General features: G+C 55.4%; 18 protein-coding genes. 16 read left to right on the top strand and 2 right to left on the bottom strand.

Features of this window, described 5'->3' with window-relative positions:
* The first annotated feature begins 58 nt into the window (after positions 1 to 58).
* The 16 genes from IM299_RS15370 (at position 59) to IM299_RS15295 (ending at position 13,964) form a co-directional block, all read left to right on the top strand.
* Complete coding sequence (locus IM299_RS15370; protein WP_048957174.1) at positions 59 to 700, top strand: TetR family transcriptional regulator; 642 nt, start codon at positions 59 to 61, stop codon at positions 698 to 700.
* 41 nt (positions 701 to 741) lie between these two features.
* Positions 742 to 1,194, top strand: coding sequence for a MarR family winged helix-turn-helix transcriptional regulator (locus IM299_RS15365; RefSeq protein ID WP_045631172.1), 453 nt, complete (start codon positions 742 to 744; stop codon positions 1,192 to 1,194).
* Positions 1,195 to 1,278: 84 nt separating this feature from the next.
* On the top strand, positions 1,279 to 1,707 hold the full coding sequence (locus tag IM299_RS15360) for an organic hydroperoxide resistance protein (protein ID WP_013095463.1): 429 nt from the start codon (positions 1,279 to 1,281) through the stop codon (positions 1,705 to 1,707).
* Positions 1,708 to 1,854: 147 nt separating this feature from the next.
* Positions 1,855 to 2,400, top strand: coding sequence for a primosomal protein DnaT (gene dnaT, locus IM299_RS15355; protein ID WP_028015418.1), 546 nt, complete (start codon positions 1,855 to 1,857; stop codon positions 2,398 to 2,400).
* Entirely contained in the window at positions 2,397 to 3,134 is a 738-nt protein-coding gene (gene dnaC, locus IM299_RS15350) for a DNA replication protein DnaC (protein ID WP_028015417.1), read from the top strand. The genes dnaT and dnaC overlap by 4 nt, the downstream gene beginning before the upstream one ends.
* Before the next feature lie 84 nt (positions 3,135 to 3,218).
* Positions 3,219 to 3,701: a DUF2501 domain-containing protein gene (locus tag IM299_RS15345; protein ID WP_193357764.1), complete on the top strand. Its 483-nt coding sequence runs from the start codon at positions 3,219 to 3,221 to the stop codon at positions 3,699 to 3,701.
* A 268-nt stretch (positions 3,702 to 3,969) separates the two neighbouring features.
* Positions 3,970 to 6,261: a phosphatidylglycerol--membrane-oligosaccharide glycerophosphotransferase gene (gene opgB / locus IM299_RS15340; RefSeq protein ID WP_193357763.1), complete on the top strand. Its 2,292-nt coding sequence runs from the start codon at positions 3,970 to 3,972 to the stop codon at positions 6,259 to 6,261.
* 180 nt (positions 6,262 to 6,441) lie between these two features.
* Entirely contained in the window at positions 6,442 to 7,080 is a 639-nt protein-coding gene (locus IM299_RS15335) for an EAL domain-containing protein (protein WP_048957175.1), read from the top strand.
* Entirely contained in the window at positions 7,077 to 7,616 is a 540-nt protein-coding gene (locus tag IM299_RS15330) for a helix-turn-helix transcriptional regulator (protein WP_048957176.1), read from the top strand. Before IM299_RS15335 ends, IM299_RS15330 begins: the two co-directional genes overlap by 4 nt.
* 32 nt (positions 7,617 to 7,648) lie before the next feature.
* On the top strand, positions 7,649 to 8,146 hold the full coding sequence (locus tag IM299_RS15325; RefSeq protein WP_048957177.1) for a spore coat protein U domain-containing protein: 498 nt from the start codon (positions 7,649 to 7,651) through the stop codon (positions 8,144 to 8,146).
* 2 nt (positions 8,147 to 8,148) lie between these two features.
* Complete coding sequence (locus IM299_RS15320) at positions 8,149 to 8,925, top strand: molecular chaperone (RefSeq protein ID WP_048957178.1); 777 nt, start codon at positions 8,149 to 8,151, stop codon at positions 8,923 to 8,925.
* The gene (locus tag IM299_RS15315; RefSeq protein ID WP_227013121.1) at positions 8,846 to 11,137 is read left to right on the top strand and encodes a fimbria/pilus outer membrane usher protein; all 2,292 of its coding nucleotides are present in this window, start codon (positions 8,846 to 8,848) and stop codon (positions 11,135 to 11,137) included. The genes IM299_RS15320 and IM299_RS15315 overlap by 80 nt, the downstream gene beginning before the upstream one ends.
* Positions 11,128 to 12,084, top strand: coding sequence for a spore coat U domain-containing protein (locus IM299_RS15310; protein ID WP_048957180.1), 957 nt, complete (start codon positions 11,128 to 11,130; stop codon positions 12,082 to 12,084). The genes IM299_RS15315 and IM299_RS15310 overlap by 10 nt, the downstream gene beginning before the upstream one ends.
* 128 nt (positions 12,085 to 12,212) lie before the next feature.
* Complete coding sequence (locus tag IM299_RS15305; protein ID WP_193357762.1) at positions 12,213 to 12,950, top strand: winged helix-turn-helix domain-containing protein; 738 nt, start codon at positions 12,213 to 12,215, stop codon at positions 12,948 to 12,950.
* A gap of 4 nt (positions 12,951 to 12,954) precedes the next feature.
* Positions 12,955 to 13,428: a hypothetical protein gene (locus IM299_RS15300; protein ID WP_048957204.1), complete on the top strand. Its 474-nt coding sequence runs from the start codon at positions 12,955 to 12,957 to the stop codon at positions 13,426 to 13,428.
* A 29-nt stretch (positions 13,429 to 13,457) separates the two neighbouring features.
* Positions 13,458 to 13,964, top strand: coding sequence for a GNAT family N-acetyltransferase (locus IM299_RS15295; RefSeq protein WP_193357761.1), 507 nt, complete (start codon positions 13,458 to 13,460; stop codon positions 13,962 to 13,964).
* Positions 13,965 to 14,054: 90 nt separating this feature from the next.
* Here IM299_RS15295 and tsr read toward each other — a convergent pair whose 3' ends face one another.
* Positions 14,055 to 15,719, bottom strand: a complete 1,665-nt coding sequence (tsr, locus tag IM299_RS15290) for a methyl-accepting chemotaxis protein (protein ID WP_028015406.1) — start codon at positions 15,717 to 15,719, stop codon at positions 14,055 to 14,057.
* A gap of 83 nt (positions 15,720 to 15,802) precedes the next feature.
* The gene (hpaR, locus tag IM299_RS15285) at positions 15,803 to 16,243 is read right to left on the bottom strand and encodes a homoprotocatechuate degradation operon regulator HpaR (RefSeq protein ID WP_023334396.1); all 441 of its coding nucleotides are present in this window, start codon (positions 16,241 to 16,243) and stop codon (positions 15,803 to 15,805) included.
* Positions 16,244 to 16,503: the final 260 nt, after the last annotated feature.

Here is a 16,503-nt window from a genome sequence, read left to right as displayed (position 1 = left end):
TATTTCGCTGCCGTGGAGATAATCTTTCTGGTCCGTTTGGTAAAAATAAGGAAAGGATGTGGCTAACTCTGGCAGCGAACACCCCAATCACAGTGAAGAATCGAGCCTGAAAGAGAAAATTTTTCAGAGCGCTATCGCGCTGTTTGCCGAATTTGGACTGAACGGCGCCCGCATGGAGCAGATCGCGGAGAAAGCAGGTACCACCAAACGCATGGTCGTTTACCATTTTAAAAACAAAGAAAATCTCTACCTGCTCGTCCTGGAGTACGTTTACACCCAAATTCGCGCCAGTGAAAAGGCGCTTAGCCTGGCGGATATGCCTCCCGTCGAAGCGCTGGTCCATCTGGTTGAAGCCACCTTTGACTATCATGCCGACCACCCGGATTACATCCGTATTATCTGCATGGAAAACATGCAGCGCGGCCGTTTTATGCAGCAGTCAAACTATCTGCGGCAGGTCAACCGCAGCGCGCTCGACCTGCTGGAAGGCATCCTGCGCCGGGGCAAAGAAAAACAGCTTTTCAGCCAGACGGTTGACGCCCGCGACCTTCATCGTCTGATCAGTAGCTTCAGCTTTCACTACGTTGCCAACAGCTACACCTTCACCCTGCTGTTTGAAGAGGGTGCAGACGAGCAGGCCCAGCGCCAGCACTACCGTAAAATGGCCGTTCAGGTGGCGCTGCGTTATACCTGCCCCTAAAATTGCTTGCAATTAAATCGTGCACAATCTATATTCATTTCATGAACGCAAAAACGAACGACACGACCGCTGCGCTCCTGCTGGATAACCAGCTCTGTTTTGCCCTCTATTCGGCAAATCTGGCGCTTAATAAGCTGTACCGGCAACTGCTGGCGCCGCTAAACCTGACTTACCCGCAATATCTGGTGATGCTGGTGCTATGGGAGCAGGATGACGTGACGGTGTCGGACATCGGTGAACGGCTGTTCCTTGACTCCGCAACGCTGACGCCGCTTCTGAAGCGTCTGGAAAGCGCAGGGCTAATCAACCGCCACCGCTCGCGTAAAGATGAACGTCAGGTCGCCGTCACGCTGACTGAAGCCGGACGTGAACTTCAGCAGCAAGCACTGAGTATCCCACACGCGGTGGGGTGCGCCGCACAGTGTGATACCGACACCATGCTGGCGCTCAAGCAGCAGTTGGAACTTTTGCGACAACAGATTCAACGCGCGTAAGGCTATACTTTACGCGTTATTATTTAACCATATATATCGCACGCTATTTAATAGCACACATTAAAGCAAGATGAGGAACCTGCCATGTCTTTAGAAAAAGTTGTTTATACCGCCAAAGCAAAAGCAACCGGGGGCCGTGACGGCCGCGCGACCTCTTCCGATGGAGTTCTGGACGTTAAACTGGGCGTGCCCAAAGAGATGGGCGGTATGGGTGGAGAAGTCACGAACCCTGAGCAGCTGTTTGCTGCGGGTTACTCTGCCTGCTTCCTGGGCGCGATGAAGTTTGTGGCGGCTCGCGACAAATTTACCCTGCCAAAAGAAGCGTTTATTGAAGGCGAAGTGGGTATAGGCCCGCTGCCGACCGGTTTTGGTATCGAAGCAAAACTGAATATCCACGTTGAAGGTATGGATCCTGCGGAAGCCAAAAAGCTGGTCGATGCGGCGCATATCGTTTGCCCGTACTCTAACGCGACCCGCGGCAACATCGACGTGACCCTGAATATCATCGCGTGATAACTGCCTGATGGCGCTGCGCTTTTCAGGCCTACGACTGTAGCCCCGGTAAGCGCAGCGCCACCGGGGAAATCCCCTCCATCCCCTCCCCTCTCTGTGCTACCATAAGCCCATATCACGCCCGTAGTAATCAGTTGAGTAAGCGTTATGTCCTCCAGAATTCTGACCACCAGCATTGCTGGCATTGATGCCTTTATGCGCGACCCACGCGGTGTGTTGACCCACGCCGAAGGCGGCACGGTTGCGGTTTTTGCCGACAACGCGCCGGCGTTTTACGCAATCACGCCGGAACGTCTGGCGCAGCTTCTGGAGATCGAAGCGCAGATGTCACGTCCGGCAAGCGACGTCACGCTGGATAACCAGTTTTTTGAAGAACCGGTTAATACCCCGCTAACCGTTCCGATGGGCAAATTTGTCCTGTACGCGGGCTGGCAGCCTGACGCAGATTTTCAGCGGCAGGCAGCATTGTGGGGCATTGCGTTAACCCAGCCAGCCACCGCGGAAGAGCTCGCCGCGTTTATCGCCTGGTGGCAGGCGGAAGGCAAAGTGTTCACCCACATTCAGTGGCAGCAAAAGCTCGCGCGTCATCTTCAAATTACCCGCGCCAGTAACAATGGCCAGCCTAAGCGCGATATCAACACGTTTTCAGAACCGGATAAACAGATCCCGAGTGGATTCCGAGGTGCGAAATGAAGAACGTCGGCGACCTGATGAAACGTCTGCAAAAAATGATGCCAGCCAACGTGAAGCCCGCCTTCACCACGGGTGAAGAGCTGCTGGCGTGGCAAAAGGAGCAAGGTAAAATTCGTGCCGCCGCGCTCGCCCGCGAAAACCGGGCGATGAAAATGCAGCGCACCTTTAACCGCTCCGGTATTCGTCCCCTGCATCAGAACTGCTCGTTTGATAACTATAAAATTGAGACCAGCGGGCAGATGAACGCGCTCGCCGCCGCGCGTCAGTACGTGGATGAATTTGACGGCAATATCGCCAGCTTCATTTTTAGCGGCAAGCCGGGCACAGGTAAAAACCACCTCGCGGCCGCCATCTGCAACGAACTGCTTCTGCGCGGTAAATCGGTCCTCATCATCACCGTGGCCGATATCATGTCCGCCATGAAAGACACCTTCAGCAACCGTGAAACCAGCGAAGAGCAGCTTCTTAACGATCTGAGCAATGTCGATCTACTGGTCATCGACGAGATTGGCGTTCAGACCGAATCCCGTTATGAAAAGGTCATTATTAACCAGATAGTCGATCGCCGCTCTTCGTCCAAACGTCCCACCGGGATGCTGACGAACCACAACATTGACGAGATGACCCGCTTACTGGGTGAACGCGTCATGGACCGCATGAAGCTGGGCAACAGTCTGTATGTCATTTTCGACTGGGACAGTTACCGCAGCCGCGTCACCGGCAAAGAGTATTAAGACAGTTCCAGGAATCGCCAGCAGGGCGCAGGTATATACTGGAACCCCTTCCGGCCCAAAACGGACCTTTTTGAGAAAGCCATTATGAAAAAACAGATTCTTATCAGCACCTTTTTAGGCGCGATGCTGATTACCGGCGCAGCACAAGCGGCTTCGTGGCAGGAGTCCCTGTCAAGCGCAGCGAATGAGCTGACCAAAGAGAGCAGCAGCGCCCAGGGCGGGCTCTCGGGCTCTTCTCTCACCAGCCTGCTGAGCAACAGTTCCCAGAGCCTGAGCGCGGGCACGATGAACAACGCGGCGGGGATTCTGGAATATTGCGCTAAGCAAAAGCTGGCCTCGGTGACCGACGCGCAAAACGTGAAAAACCAGGTGCTGGGTAAACTGGGTCTCGACACGCAGGAGCAAAAAGCGGATACCAGCTATATGGACGGCATTCAGGGCCTGCTTAACGCGCAAAACGGCCAACAGCTTAACCTGAGCACCCTCGGCAACTCCGTCCTGGCAAAACAGGTGAAAACCAAAGCCTGCGATCTGGTGCTGAAACAAGGCGTTAATTTCATCTCCTGATCCGCCCCATTTTCTGCCACAACACGCCGCGTTTAATGCGATAGGCTTGCATCGCGGCGTTAAACGAGCGTTTTTCCTACCTGCCACCGTCTCAGCGTCCGTTTGTCAGGATGCGACCATCCTCATAAAAACGATTTTATAAACCAAATCCTAACAACAGCACACTTTCGTGACACTAAAATTGCAGCTAAACGACATCGCCATTACATTGTCTTACCAAAAATAAACAGTTAGCCAGCGAAGCACCTGGCGTCATGAGGATATGCTGTTGTCAGAATTCATCTCTCTTATCCTTTTCCTGGCTTCCGTCGGCGTTTATGCCTGGAAAGCTGGCCGTAACACCTGGTGGTTTATCGCCACGCTGGTGGTGCTCGGCATTTTTATCATTTTAAACATTACCTTATACGCCAGCGATTACTTCACCGGCGACGGCATTAACGATGCTGTGCTCTACACCCTGACGAACAGCCTGACGGGCGCGGGGGTGGGTAAGTACATCCTTCCGGGGCTGGGGCTGATCGTGGCGCTGGTGACGATTTTCGGCGCGCTCGCCTGGGTGCTGCGCCGCCGTCGCCATCTCCCTCACCATCATGGCTACAGCCTGCTGGCGCTGTTCCTGGCGCTGGCCTCCGTTGATGCCAGCCCGGCGTTTCATCAAATTACCGAGCTTGTGAAATCCCAGTCGCGTGACGGCGACCCAGACTTCGTGGCTTATTACAAAGAGCCGTCAAAAACGATCGCCAACCCGAAGCTCAATCTGGTCTACATCTACGGTGAAAGCCTGGAGCGTACCTACTTTGATAACGACGCGTTCCCTAACCTGACGCCGGACCTGGGCGCGCTGAAAAACGAAGGCCTCGATTTCAGCCACACCATGCAGTTACCCGGCACGGATTATACTATCGCCGGGATGGTGGCCTCCCAGTGCGGTATCCCGCTCTTCGCGCCTTTTGAAGGCAACGCCTCCGCTTCAATGTCGACGTTCTTCCCGCAGAATATTTGCCTGGGCGATATTCTGAAAAACTCCGGCTATGAAAACTACTTTATGCAGGGAGCAAACCTGCGCTTTGCCGGAAAAGATGTGTTTCTGAAATCCCACGGTTTTGACCACCTGTATGGCTCGGAAGAGTTAAAAACGACGGTTGCCGATCCGACCTACCGCAACGACTGGGGCTTCTATGACGATACGGTGCTGGACGAAACCTGGAAGAAATTTGAGGAACTGTCCCGTGCCGGGAAGCGTTTTTCTCTCTTTGCGCTGACGGTGGATACCCACCATCCGGACGGGTTCGTCTCGCGCACCTGTAAGCGCAAAAGCTATGACGTGGATGGCAAAAACAATAAGTCTTTCAGCGCCGTGACCTGTAGCCAGGAGCACATCGCCGCGCTGGTCGAGAAAATCAAAACCTCGCCCTGGTTTAAAAACACCGTCATCGTCGTCTCGTCCGATCATCTGGCGATGAAAAACAGCGCGTGGGATCAGCTCAACAAGCAGGACCGCAGCAATCTGTTCTTCGTCCTGCGCGGCGACAAGCCGCAGCAGGAGACGATCGCCACCAAGCGCAACTCCATGGATAACGGCGCGACGGTGCTGGACATTCTGGGCGGCGACAACTTTATTGGCCTTGGACGCAGCACGCTGTCCGGACAATCCCTGTCGGAGGTCTTCCTCAACATGAAGGAGAAAATTCTCGCCTGGAAGCCCGACATCATCCGCCTGTGGAACTTCCCGAAAGAGATGAAAGACTTCACCATCGATCGGGATAAAAACACCGTCGCCTTCTCCGGCAGCAATTTCCGTCTGCCGCTGCTGGTACGCGTGTCGGATAGCCGCGTTGAACCGCTGCCGGAAAGTGAGTACTCCGCGCCGCTGCGTTTCCAGCTGGCCGATTTCGCCCCTCGCGATAACTTCGTCTGGATCGACCGGTGTTACAAAATGGGCCAGCTCTGGTCACAGCCGCTGGCGCTTTCTACCGACTGGTGCGTCTCTCAGGGGCAGCTTGGCGGGGAACAAAACGTGCAGCATGTTGACAAAGCCCAGTGGAAAGGCAAAACCGCCTTTAAAGATACGGTGATTGATACGGCTCGCTATCAGCACAACATCGACATGCTTAAAATCGTCGACAACGACATTCGTTATAAAGCGGACAGCTTCATCTTTAACGTGGCCGGCGCGCCTGAAGAAGTGAAGCAGTTTAGCGGTATCTCCCGTCCGGAGTCGTGGGGACGCTGGTCAAACGCGCAGCTGGGCAACGAGGTGAAAATTGAGTACACGCATCCGCTGCCGGAGCAATTTGATCTGGTGATCACGGCCAGGGCGTACGGGCCTAACGCGAATAAACCCGTACCGGTGCGCGTGGGCGATCAAGAGCAGACGCTGACGCTTGGAAATGACGTAAGCACTCACACCCTGCATTTTGAGAATCCATCGCGCAGCAGTACCCTGGTGATTGTGCCGCCAGACCCGCAGTCCACCAATGAGGGAAATATCCTTGGGCATTCACCGCGCGAGATCGGAATTGGCATGGTTGAAATCAAAATCATTAGCAAAGCGGGTTAATGCGCGTCGCGCCCGGCGTTCTGCCGGGCGCTTATGAAAATAAATAATCCTTTATAAATATTATAAATTAGATAAAAACACTTTATATAAGCCATTTTTATCTATAAATACCCTGTCAAAAACCAAATCTATAAAATGTGCAGCTCCTGTAATCACCACGGAGCGTTACGCACATTTATCATGCTAACCGGCTATAAGTTCGAATCCATCCGGGCACTGCGCAGTGAAAATGTGATTGCCTGGGAGGTATTGTCCACGGCAAAGCCCCACGTCAATCTTGAAGATTACTTTGGCTCGATGTCCGCGACGCAGCGTAAAGCGCACTTCTTTGCGCAGCTTCGTTACGCCATGTTTTACATGGATGGCGACAAGTATTATCTCAATGCGACATCGGATTTACTGCTGGAAACGGGCTTCCTCGACAAGCTAAAAGAAGAAACCCCGTACCCGGAGAGACTTGCTATCGAGATCACCGATCTCCATACGATGGTCCAACTCGACGATACGCAAAGCCGGGCGCTGCGAAAATGCATCGCGACGCTCCATCAGTGGGGGATAGAAGTATGGGCAGACGATGTCTGCGAAGACCTTCTTCCCGACCTGCTGGCCAGCCAGATCCGCTTCTTCGGCATCAAAATTGACAAACATACCTTCTGGAACGGACGGACCGAGCAGGCGAAGTTTCTGCATCTCACCCGCCAGTGCAAGCGCGTCGCCAGCAAGGTGCTGATCGAAGGCATCGAAACCACCCGTGATTTCGCGCTGGCCCGTGCCAGTACGGCCGACTACGGCCAGGGTTATTTGTGGAGGATGGAATGACCCCTTTCATCCTGAATGCTGGCTATAAGGTCATCGTTTTGAGCAGCAACACGTTTTTATGGCTCGGCCTCCATTCAATAATATCGACCGCTGTGTCCCCCCGTCCTGAGGCGTACTGGATTAACAATGTTAATCCAGAAGGGTTTCTGCGTTTGCAGAAGCTGCTCAATACGCATGCCGGACAGAACTGGCTGTTATTTACGGATGCGGACCAGGTAAACGACATTAACGCCTTGCCAGGCAATGAACGGGTCAGAGTGGTCGTGGACAATGTCTCCCTTGCCCAACTGAGCCACTGCTTTAGCGACATGACCTTCTCTTTCGAAAATACCGCCACGCTCACGTACCAGGAAATGCGGGTTTGCATGCTGTTTCACAAAGGATTCAGCCCGGTGCGTATCGCACAAATCCTTAATAAGTCACCGAAAACGATTTACACCCACAAGCGTAACGCGATGAATAAATTTTGCTGTCAGAACCTGGCGGATTTCCATCGAAAACTCTGCCTGCTGGACGCTCTGGCCACTTCTTTGTAATTGCACTGTTATTCACCTCAGGAAATAAGCTCATGAAAATTATCTCCACTGTTATATGTTGTTCCTCTCTCCTGCTTCCTGCCGCTGCGATCGCCGCAGAGGGTACAGCAAGCGCGACGATGCACGTTTCACTTGAGGTAGTAAAATCCTGCACCCTCAAAGCCAACGATCTCAATTTCTCGCGCCACGGGTCGGATGAATCAAGCGAAATTCAGGCCAAAACGCAGGTCAACATTGTTTGTACCAACGGTACGCCGTTCACTCTCTCCGCCACCAGCAACGATAGCAGCGAAAACGGCACCTTTTGGCTGAAGCCGGACAACGGCGAAACGGACGCACAGAAGATTGCGTGGAAACTCTTTGCCGATGAGGGCAAACAGACGCAAATCACCAGCACCGATGGACTCACCGACACCGGCAACGGTATGGAGCAGGAAAAGACGCTGTACGGCGTTATTGACGCAGGGGCTCTTATGACCGCACAGGCCGGTGCCTATAGCGACGATGTCACCTTAAATCTGGTGTATTGATCATGCGACGTTGTCTTCCCTGCTTCCTTCTCTGGCTCCTGATGCTGACGCTGCTGTCGCGCTACGCGCTGGCCGCCACGCTTCAGGTAGCCCCTGTGACGCTCGATCTCCAGAACGGTCAAAAAGCATCCGCGATCTACCTCACTAACAGCGGAAAAGCAGCCATCCATGCTCAGATACGGGTTTACGAATGGAACCAGCAAAACGGTAAGGATGTGCTCACGGCCACCGACGAGGTGGTCAGCAGCCCGGCGATGACCTCTCTGGCGCCGGGCCAGCAGCAGCTGGTGCGCATCATCGTTGTGGCGCCAGAAATCCGTGAACAGGAGCAAAGTTACCGGCTGGTCATTGATGAACTGCCGGATACAACATCCCGGGCGGCCAATCCCAACGCGGTGCACTTTCTGCTGCGTTACTCCATTCCCGTCTTTATTGCCGGAAACCAGAATATGCCCGTCAGCCACGATGTCCTGTACTGCGAACAAGCGGAGATTCCGGGAGCGATCCGCTGCTATAACGCCGGAAACAGCCATATTCGCCTGAGCCATCTGCAGGCTCTGACGGTCAGCGGGCAGGTTGTGGGATCGGTGAAAGGGCTGGCAGGTTATGTCCTGCCGGGACAGACCGCGCTTATGACACTTAAGCAGGCTCCATACCACACACTCAGCGCGCTACGCGCCTATCTCAATGATGCCCCCCATGCCAGTCAGATTCCCCTGCACCCGCTCGATACTCGCGCTCCTGCTTTGGCTACCGCTCATGCTGTCAGCCCGGACTGACACCGCCGCCAATACCGTACAATGGCTGGCCATCACGGTGAATCATGCCCCTCGGGGGGAAGTATGGGCCTGCCGGGTAGTGGGTGAGGCGCTGTGGATTGAGCGCGGCGACCTCAAAAAACTGGGGCTTCACGCCCCGGACGGTCACAACGAGTGGGTTGAGCTGACGTCCCTGCCGGGCCTGAAGGTCAGTCTCGATTTACATGCGCAACAGGTCTCCATTACCGCTGACGCAAAGGCGCTCGACGGTCTGCAGCATCTGGCTTTCGAGAGGCCAACCTCGCAATATCGCTATCCTGAGGCGCAGCCCATAAGTGCGTTTACGCTCGGGTATGCCCTTTATGCCAGCGATTCACAAGGGAACCGCCAGCTTAACGCACAGACCTCGCTGACGGCATCCGGGGCGCTTCCCGGAACGTTCAGCAGCAGCTTTTCAAGCCATGCAGGTGAGGAAAACCGCGCGGATCGCCCCCACCACACACGCCTTGAAACCCGCTGGCAATGGGACAACACAGACTCGCTGACCAGCCTGGCACTGGGGGACAGCATTACCACAGGCACCCGCTGGAGCCGACAGGTACGCTTTGGTGGGCTGCATTGGGCGCGTAATTTTGAGCTTAATCCGCAGCTCAACACCGAACCACGCAGCCGTTACAGCGACACTGCGGTCCTGCCTTCAACTGTCGATCTATACATCGACGGGCTTAAGCAGAGCAGCCAACGCGTGACGCCGGGGAATTTTCTGCTGGATACCCTGCCCTCCTTCACCGGAAGCGGACAGGCGGAGGTGGTTATTACCGACATCAACGGCCAGCGTCGTACCGTACAACTCGATCTCTACGGTGCGCCGGGGATGCTGGCGGAAGGGCTCAGCAGCGGTTCACTGGATATCGGCTGGATGCGGCAGAACTACACCCTGCGCTCTGATGACTATGCCCCCTCGCCTGTGCTCGACGCGGGCTGGCGCTATGGGGTGAATAACCAGCTGACGCTGGCGTTGCACACGGAACAGCAGAGTAAGCTGCACAATGTCGGGACAGGGGTCGACTGGCTGATCTCGCCCAACACAGGGATTGTCAGCCAGCATGTTGCCCTGAGCAGCAGCCCCTATGGTCAGGGAAAACAGTGGGGTCTTGGCTGGCAATGGAACGGCCACGGGACGGGCATCTCTGCCAGTACCGTCCGTACCGATGACGCATTTGCCGATAACGCCCGCACGATCGGTGCCATGCCGGTCAGACGCAGCGATAGCGTTTGGCTAAGCCGCTCCGTTCCCCGTTTCGGTACTGTAGGTGCAGGCTGGGTACAGCAAAACATTCGGGGCAGCAGACTGCGCTATCTCAACGCCTCCTGGTCCACCTCGCTACCAGCCCATCTGTCCACCACGTTGAGCTATACCCGTTCGTTTACGGATTCGTCGAGTCAGGTTCAGCTTCTGCTCTCGATCCCGTTAGGTCGTGAGGATACCCTCTCCGTTCAGGCCAGCCGCGATATGCCGCGCATGGATTATCGCCACCAGCCGGACAATCGGCTCGGCGGTTGGTCATGGCAGATGGGGCAAAGCGTTGGCGAGCACCGGGATAAGTATGCAGACGTGGGCTATCTGGGCCATACAGGTGAGTGGCACGCCGGGCTGGAGCAAGGCGCTAAGTCGGGCAACCAGTACGCCTCAGCCGAAGGCAGCCTGACGCTGCTCGATGGCAGCCTTCATACCCTGCGCTACAGCCAACAGGGCCTGGCGCTGGTCTCAACGCACGGCGTTGGACACGTGCCGGTGATGCTGGAAAACCGCCCGGCAGGCGAAACCGATGAAAACGGTTATCTGCTACTGACCGACCTGCCGCATTACCACAACAGCAAAGTCAGCATCAATCCGCTGGATCTTCCTGTCGATGTGATGGCCCCCGTCACCGACATGCATGCCAGACCGGGCAACGGTAGTGCGGTAAAGGTCGATTTCAACGTCCATCATGCCGTGACGGTTCAGGCCCGACTGGTCGACAGTCGCCACAAGCCGCTCCCGCTGGGCAGCATCGTTTCTACGCCACACGGCGCCACCATCGTCGGACGCGACGGTTTTATCTGGCTTGAAGACCCGCCTCTGCCGGGTGAACTGGTAGTGAACATCGGCGAGGGAGAGTGCCGGGTCACGCTGCCGGCCCCGCGTTCCGCTTCATCAATACAGAACATTGGAGAACAACTGTGTCATTAAGAGCACCGTTATTGCTGCTGCTCGTGCTGTCCATGAAGGCGATGGCAGCAGCATGCTGGATAACCTCACCCGCCGTCATCAACTTTGGCCGAGTCGTGGCGGGTAATACCGCCTCGACCAATACCGAGGTAAAATTTAGCTGTCAGGCCAGCAATAATGGCGCGATGGAATATATCAATGTCTGCCTTAGCAGCATTGATACTCCCCCCTTTCAGATGCTGTCGCCGTCGGACCAGGAGGGGAAACAGTACACCCTGCTCTTCCGTCTGCTTAGCGGCGTCGTACGTTCTCAGGAGCTGGGCCCCGCCAGCGGCGGGGATCTGATTCAGCAGACTCTCACTGCGAAAAGTAATACCAGCATCAGCGGAAGTTTTCCGCTTATCGCCACCCTCCCGGCAGGGCAAATCCAACTTCCGGCGTACCACTATTACAACTACAACATGAATTTGCGCCTCGCCTGGCACAGCGCCCCCCGTCAGGATGCGCTGCAAAACTGCTCGGACGGCTCCGCGGAGGGAGAACAGGTGCAGGGTGGCACCAACGCGCAGGCTGAAATCAGCCAGGGATGCTACATAGAACGTGTCACCCCGCTCAACTTCGGCACGCTGAACAGCTCCGCCACGCTGCGCCCGACGCGTTCCACGGCAACACTCACCACGCGCTGTCCGGCCAGCACGGCGTTTACCCTTGCCATGGGCAGCGGCAACCATGCCAGCGGCAATCAGCGGCAGCTTTGCAACAACGAAGGTCAATGCCTGCGCTACGGGCTCTGGCAGGATGCCGCTGCCACGCAACGCTGGGGCGATCAGCGCAGCGGCGATGCGCTGCACGTTACCAGTTCCGCAGGCGGCACTCAGAACTTCACCGTTTACGGAGAAGTCCCGGCCCAGCCGCTGAGCGGTACCGGGGAATTTATTGATGACGTGATAATCACGCTAACTTATTAAACCACCTAAAATCCCGTCTGGATCAATGTTATCGGTAACAATGGCGTTAAAATAGCCAGCAGTTATGCTCAGAAGATGTAAACACCTTCTCTTTAAATTCATTATCTCTGTCTGTTTTACAACACATTATGAAATACCTGCTTGCTGACACCATCGTCTACAACGACGAGGACGGTTCTGTTGCTCTGATCAATGCGCCGGATGAGGATGCGCAGATCCTCACCTGCACGGCCAATACCATCATGAGGCTGCTGGTTCAGCATCATGGGAACGTGGTCGAACGTGACACCTTTCTCCATGAGGTCTGGGATCAGCGTGGGCTCCAGGGGTCTAACAATTCGTTAAATCAGTACATCAGCATTTTACGCAAAATGCTGATCAGCCTGCTTCCCGACGCGCTGTTTATCGTCACTGTTCCCAAGACCGGCTTTATGCTCAGCGCCGACGTCACGGTAACGGCCCTGGAGGAAGCGCCTCCGGCAGCCAGAACGGCTAAACCGGCATGGCGTGTTCGACCGGAACGCCTGTTCTGCGGCGCGCTTACCCTGGCGATCGTGGCGCTGTGCCTCTGGATAACGGCGATCAAACCCGAAAACCCGCAGAGGGAAATCCATCTGCTGACCCATATCGACACCTGTCCGGTCTACACCTTTACGCCGCTGGCGGATGTGTTTCGCGAAAAGGCGATCGCCCTGGCGCAAACCCTTCGGCAGGACGGCCATCTCCCTTGTCTGAAAAATTCAGTTTTCTATATGCACATCCAGAGAGCTTTTTTCTACGGCCATGAAGGGCGACTGGTGCTTTCACAGTGTTCCCTCACGCAGGATAAAGCGAGCGCTTGTCGTACGCTTTACTATGACGAGTGATGTTATGCGACACATAAAAATTTGGCTCTTTCTGATCCTTAACCTGATGCTAACCGGCGGCGCGCTGACGTGGTATTTTTATACCCCCCCGTTGTCGGTGACCTGCGGCGGCAATCTGACCTTCTCTGACAAACGTGAAAATCATTATTTTACGTTTGATGGGGAGATCGTCATGCGTTTTCACCCTGACAAAACCGGGTATATCACCCTGAACGGCAACATCGGGAATACCCCGCAAAGCTGGGAAGTGTCTCGTCAGGAGATGTTTAACTGGCGGCATGTGGAGGGTGAACTGTATGAGATTATCATTCAAAAAGTGGAGCGTTTTAGCCACGACGCGATGCCCCCTGGCGTATTTGAAAAATACGTCACCGGCCTGACGCTGGGGAAAAAAAGGCTCCTGGCGGTAGAACGCACGCCGCATGATGCGCTGGTGATTAGCAACTTTTACTCGCCGGTGCTGGTCTGCTCGAAATAATGTCGGAAAGTCAGGCTATACTTCCCGCCATGAATATTTACTTTCGCCCCAGCACCTGCGACGACGTTGCCGCCCTGCCCGCCATTGAGCGCGCGGCGGCCGGGCGCTTCCGTGGCTTCCCGGCACTCGCCTGGCTTGCCGATGGCGAGGTCATTTCCGCAGAGCAACACCTCGGCTATGTCGAACGCGGGCTAAGCTGGCTGGCGCTGGCAAACGACCACCCCGTCGGGTTTATCCTTGCCGAAGCCCATCCTTCATCACTTTTTATTGTCGAACTCTCGGTTGATCTGGACTGGCAGGGAAAAGGGATCGGCAGGCAGCTCATCGCCTGCGTGGCAGACCATGCCCGTAACAGGGGGCTGACAGCGCTGACGCTGACGACGTTCAGGAACGTCCCGTGGAATGCGCCGTTCTATGCCCGGCTGGGGTTTGAAAAAATGACTACCCTGACGCCTGAACTGCGTCAGAAAAGGGAAGAAGAGACAGCGCACGGTTTCGCGTATGAAACGCGCTGCGCCATGCGCCTGCCGCTATGATATCGCCCGGTGGCGCTGCGCTTACCGGGCCTACAACAAGCTTCCGTTGGCCGGGTAAGGCGTAGCCGCCACCCGGCACAACACACGGCGTTAGAAGGTTTCCCAGTTATCGCCCGCGTCCGCCGTCGCGACTTTACGCGACATCACCGGCGCGGCAACGCTTTTCGCGGCAGCGAACTCGCGCGCCTTCATCTGCTCCTGCTGAATGCGGAACACCGCCACGGCCTGCGTCAGACGGCTCGCCTGCTCTTCCAGAGCCGCCGCCGCTGCGGCTGACTCTTCCACCAGCGAGGCGTTCTGCTGGGTCACGCGGTCCATCTCTGCCACCGCCAGGCCCACCTGGTCGATACCGCGGCTCTGCTCGTCGGACGCAGAGGCAATCTCGCCCATGATATCGGTCACGCGGGTCACCGCGTTCACGATCTCACCCATGGTTTCACCGGCGCTTTCCACCAGCGTTGAACCCACTTCCACGCGTCCCACGGAGTCTTCAATCAGGCTCTTGATCTCACGTGCTGCCTGAGCGCTGCGCTGGGCCAGGTTACGCACTTCCCCTGCCACCACCGCAAATCCACGGCCCTGTTCGCCCGCACGCGCCGCTTCTACCGCCGCGTTCAGCGCCAGGATGTTGGTCTGGAAGGCAATGCCGTCGATCACGCTGATGATATCGGCAATTTTCTGCGAACTGCCCGCGATGTCGCGCATGGTTTGCACCACGTTGTCCACCACCTTGCCGCCCTTCTGCGCGGTTTCAGACGCGCTTAGCGCCAGGTGGCTCGCCTGACGGGCGTTCTCGGCGTTCTGCTTAACGGTCGCCGTCAGCTGCTCCATGCTGGCAGCGGTCTCTTCCAGGGAAGCGGCCTGCTGTTCAGTACGGGAAGAGAGGTCGTTATTGCCCATCGCGATTTCGCTCGCGCCGCTATAAATAGCGTTCGCGCCGTTACGCACGTCGCCCACGGTACGCACCAGCTCGCCCTGCATATGACGCAGCGAGTCGGCCAGTTCGCCCATCTCGTTAGAGCCTTCCACGTCGATGCGCTTCACCAGGTCGCCGCTGGCGATGTGGCGGATATTGTCAATGAGACGCGTCAGCGGAGAGATCAGCGCCTGCTTGATACCCAGCCAGACGGCCACAATCACCACCAGCACGGCAACCAGCACGCTGATCAGCACCCAGATAGCCTGAGTGTAAGAGCTGTTGCTGTCTTCAACCGCCATCTGGTACAGCTTGTCGTTCTGCTGCAGGTAGCTCACGTACTGCTTCTCGAATCCATCCTGGTAGCTCTGGGTCGGCTGGTCGAAGAAGGCGTTGATTTTGCCCGCCCCCAGCAGCTGAATCAGCTCAGCCAGCGCACCGTGGTAGATATCGTAGTTACGTTTAATTTCTAGCGCAGCGGCGTCGCTCTGACGCGGGTCGCGCGGCAGGGCTTCATAGTCAGCCCAGTTTTTTTCCGCCTGTTTCAGCGAGGCAGACGCAATCTGCATCAGATCGTTAACGGTCGCGCCGCTGCCGATATTGTTCTGATCCATCATGTAGCGGATGCCCGCGCGGTTCAGGGTATTACGGGTTTGCAGCAGCGCAACCCAGCTCCCGTTAAGGGTGGATTGTTGCTGACGAATGGTTTGCAGGACGGTGAAATTCTCTTTGTCATTCTTCAGAGCATTAAAGAAAAGACCACCGGATGTGAGTTGTAAAAGGCCAAATATCGCTAAAACCAGCATTAAGCTGGTGACAATCTTGATACGGTTTAACATGTTTTCTCTTTCCTCAGACAGATACAGAATTTTCGGCCTGGAAAGGGAAAACTTTACGAAAATCATCCTGGAATTTGTGGTTTTTACTCTTCTTCCCGCGCTGCGTTATGCCGGTTTCCGAGTTCAATAAACTCTTCCAGCAGCGCCGTCAGCTGCTTCATCTTCTCCGGCGTGTATTCCGCCTCAATCTGCTGATACGCCTCTTCCACCTGCGCCTGGGCGTGCTCGTACAGCGCATTTCCCTCTTTGGTCAGCGACACGTACAGCTTGCGCTGGTCGTTCACCGGCTTTAAGCGCAGCACCAGGCCGTCGCGCTCCATGCGCGTCAGAATGCCGGTCAGGCTCGGGCGCAAAATACAGGTGCGAAACGCCAGATCGTGAAAATCCATCGACGGATGTTCAGCCAGCACGCGCACGATGCGCCACTGCTGCTCGGTGAGGTTATGCCGCTTCACAATCGGACGGAAGTACGACATCGCCGCTTCCCGCGCCTGCAAAAGCGCGATGGTTAATGAATCATGCATAGCCTCTCCCCTTCACATCATTAACAAGTAAATGATTCATAAAAGATGTTTTTATAAACAACACGTTTCCTGCCAGAAAGTCTAACAGAAACCATTCGTTTTTATTAATCAACTGATTTACATAGGATTAAAATCCATAATGTAAATTTATTGTTATTCATATCACAAATTTTTCACTTCTGATTGCGAAATAAACAGCAAAAGCATAAAACCAGATCATTAACATATTAATGAAATCATAACCCGGACCGTCGGGGTGA

The organism is Enterobacter cloacae complex sp. P47BA, assembly GCF_014930485.1.
Classification (GTDB): domain Bacteria; phylum Pseudomonadota; class Gammaproteobacteria; order Enterobacterales; family Enterobacteriaceae; genus Enterobacter; species Enterobacter bugandensis.
This window is presented reverse-complemented; position numbering and strand designations above follow the sequence as displayed.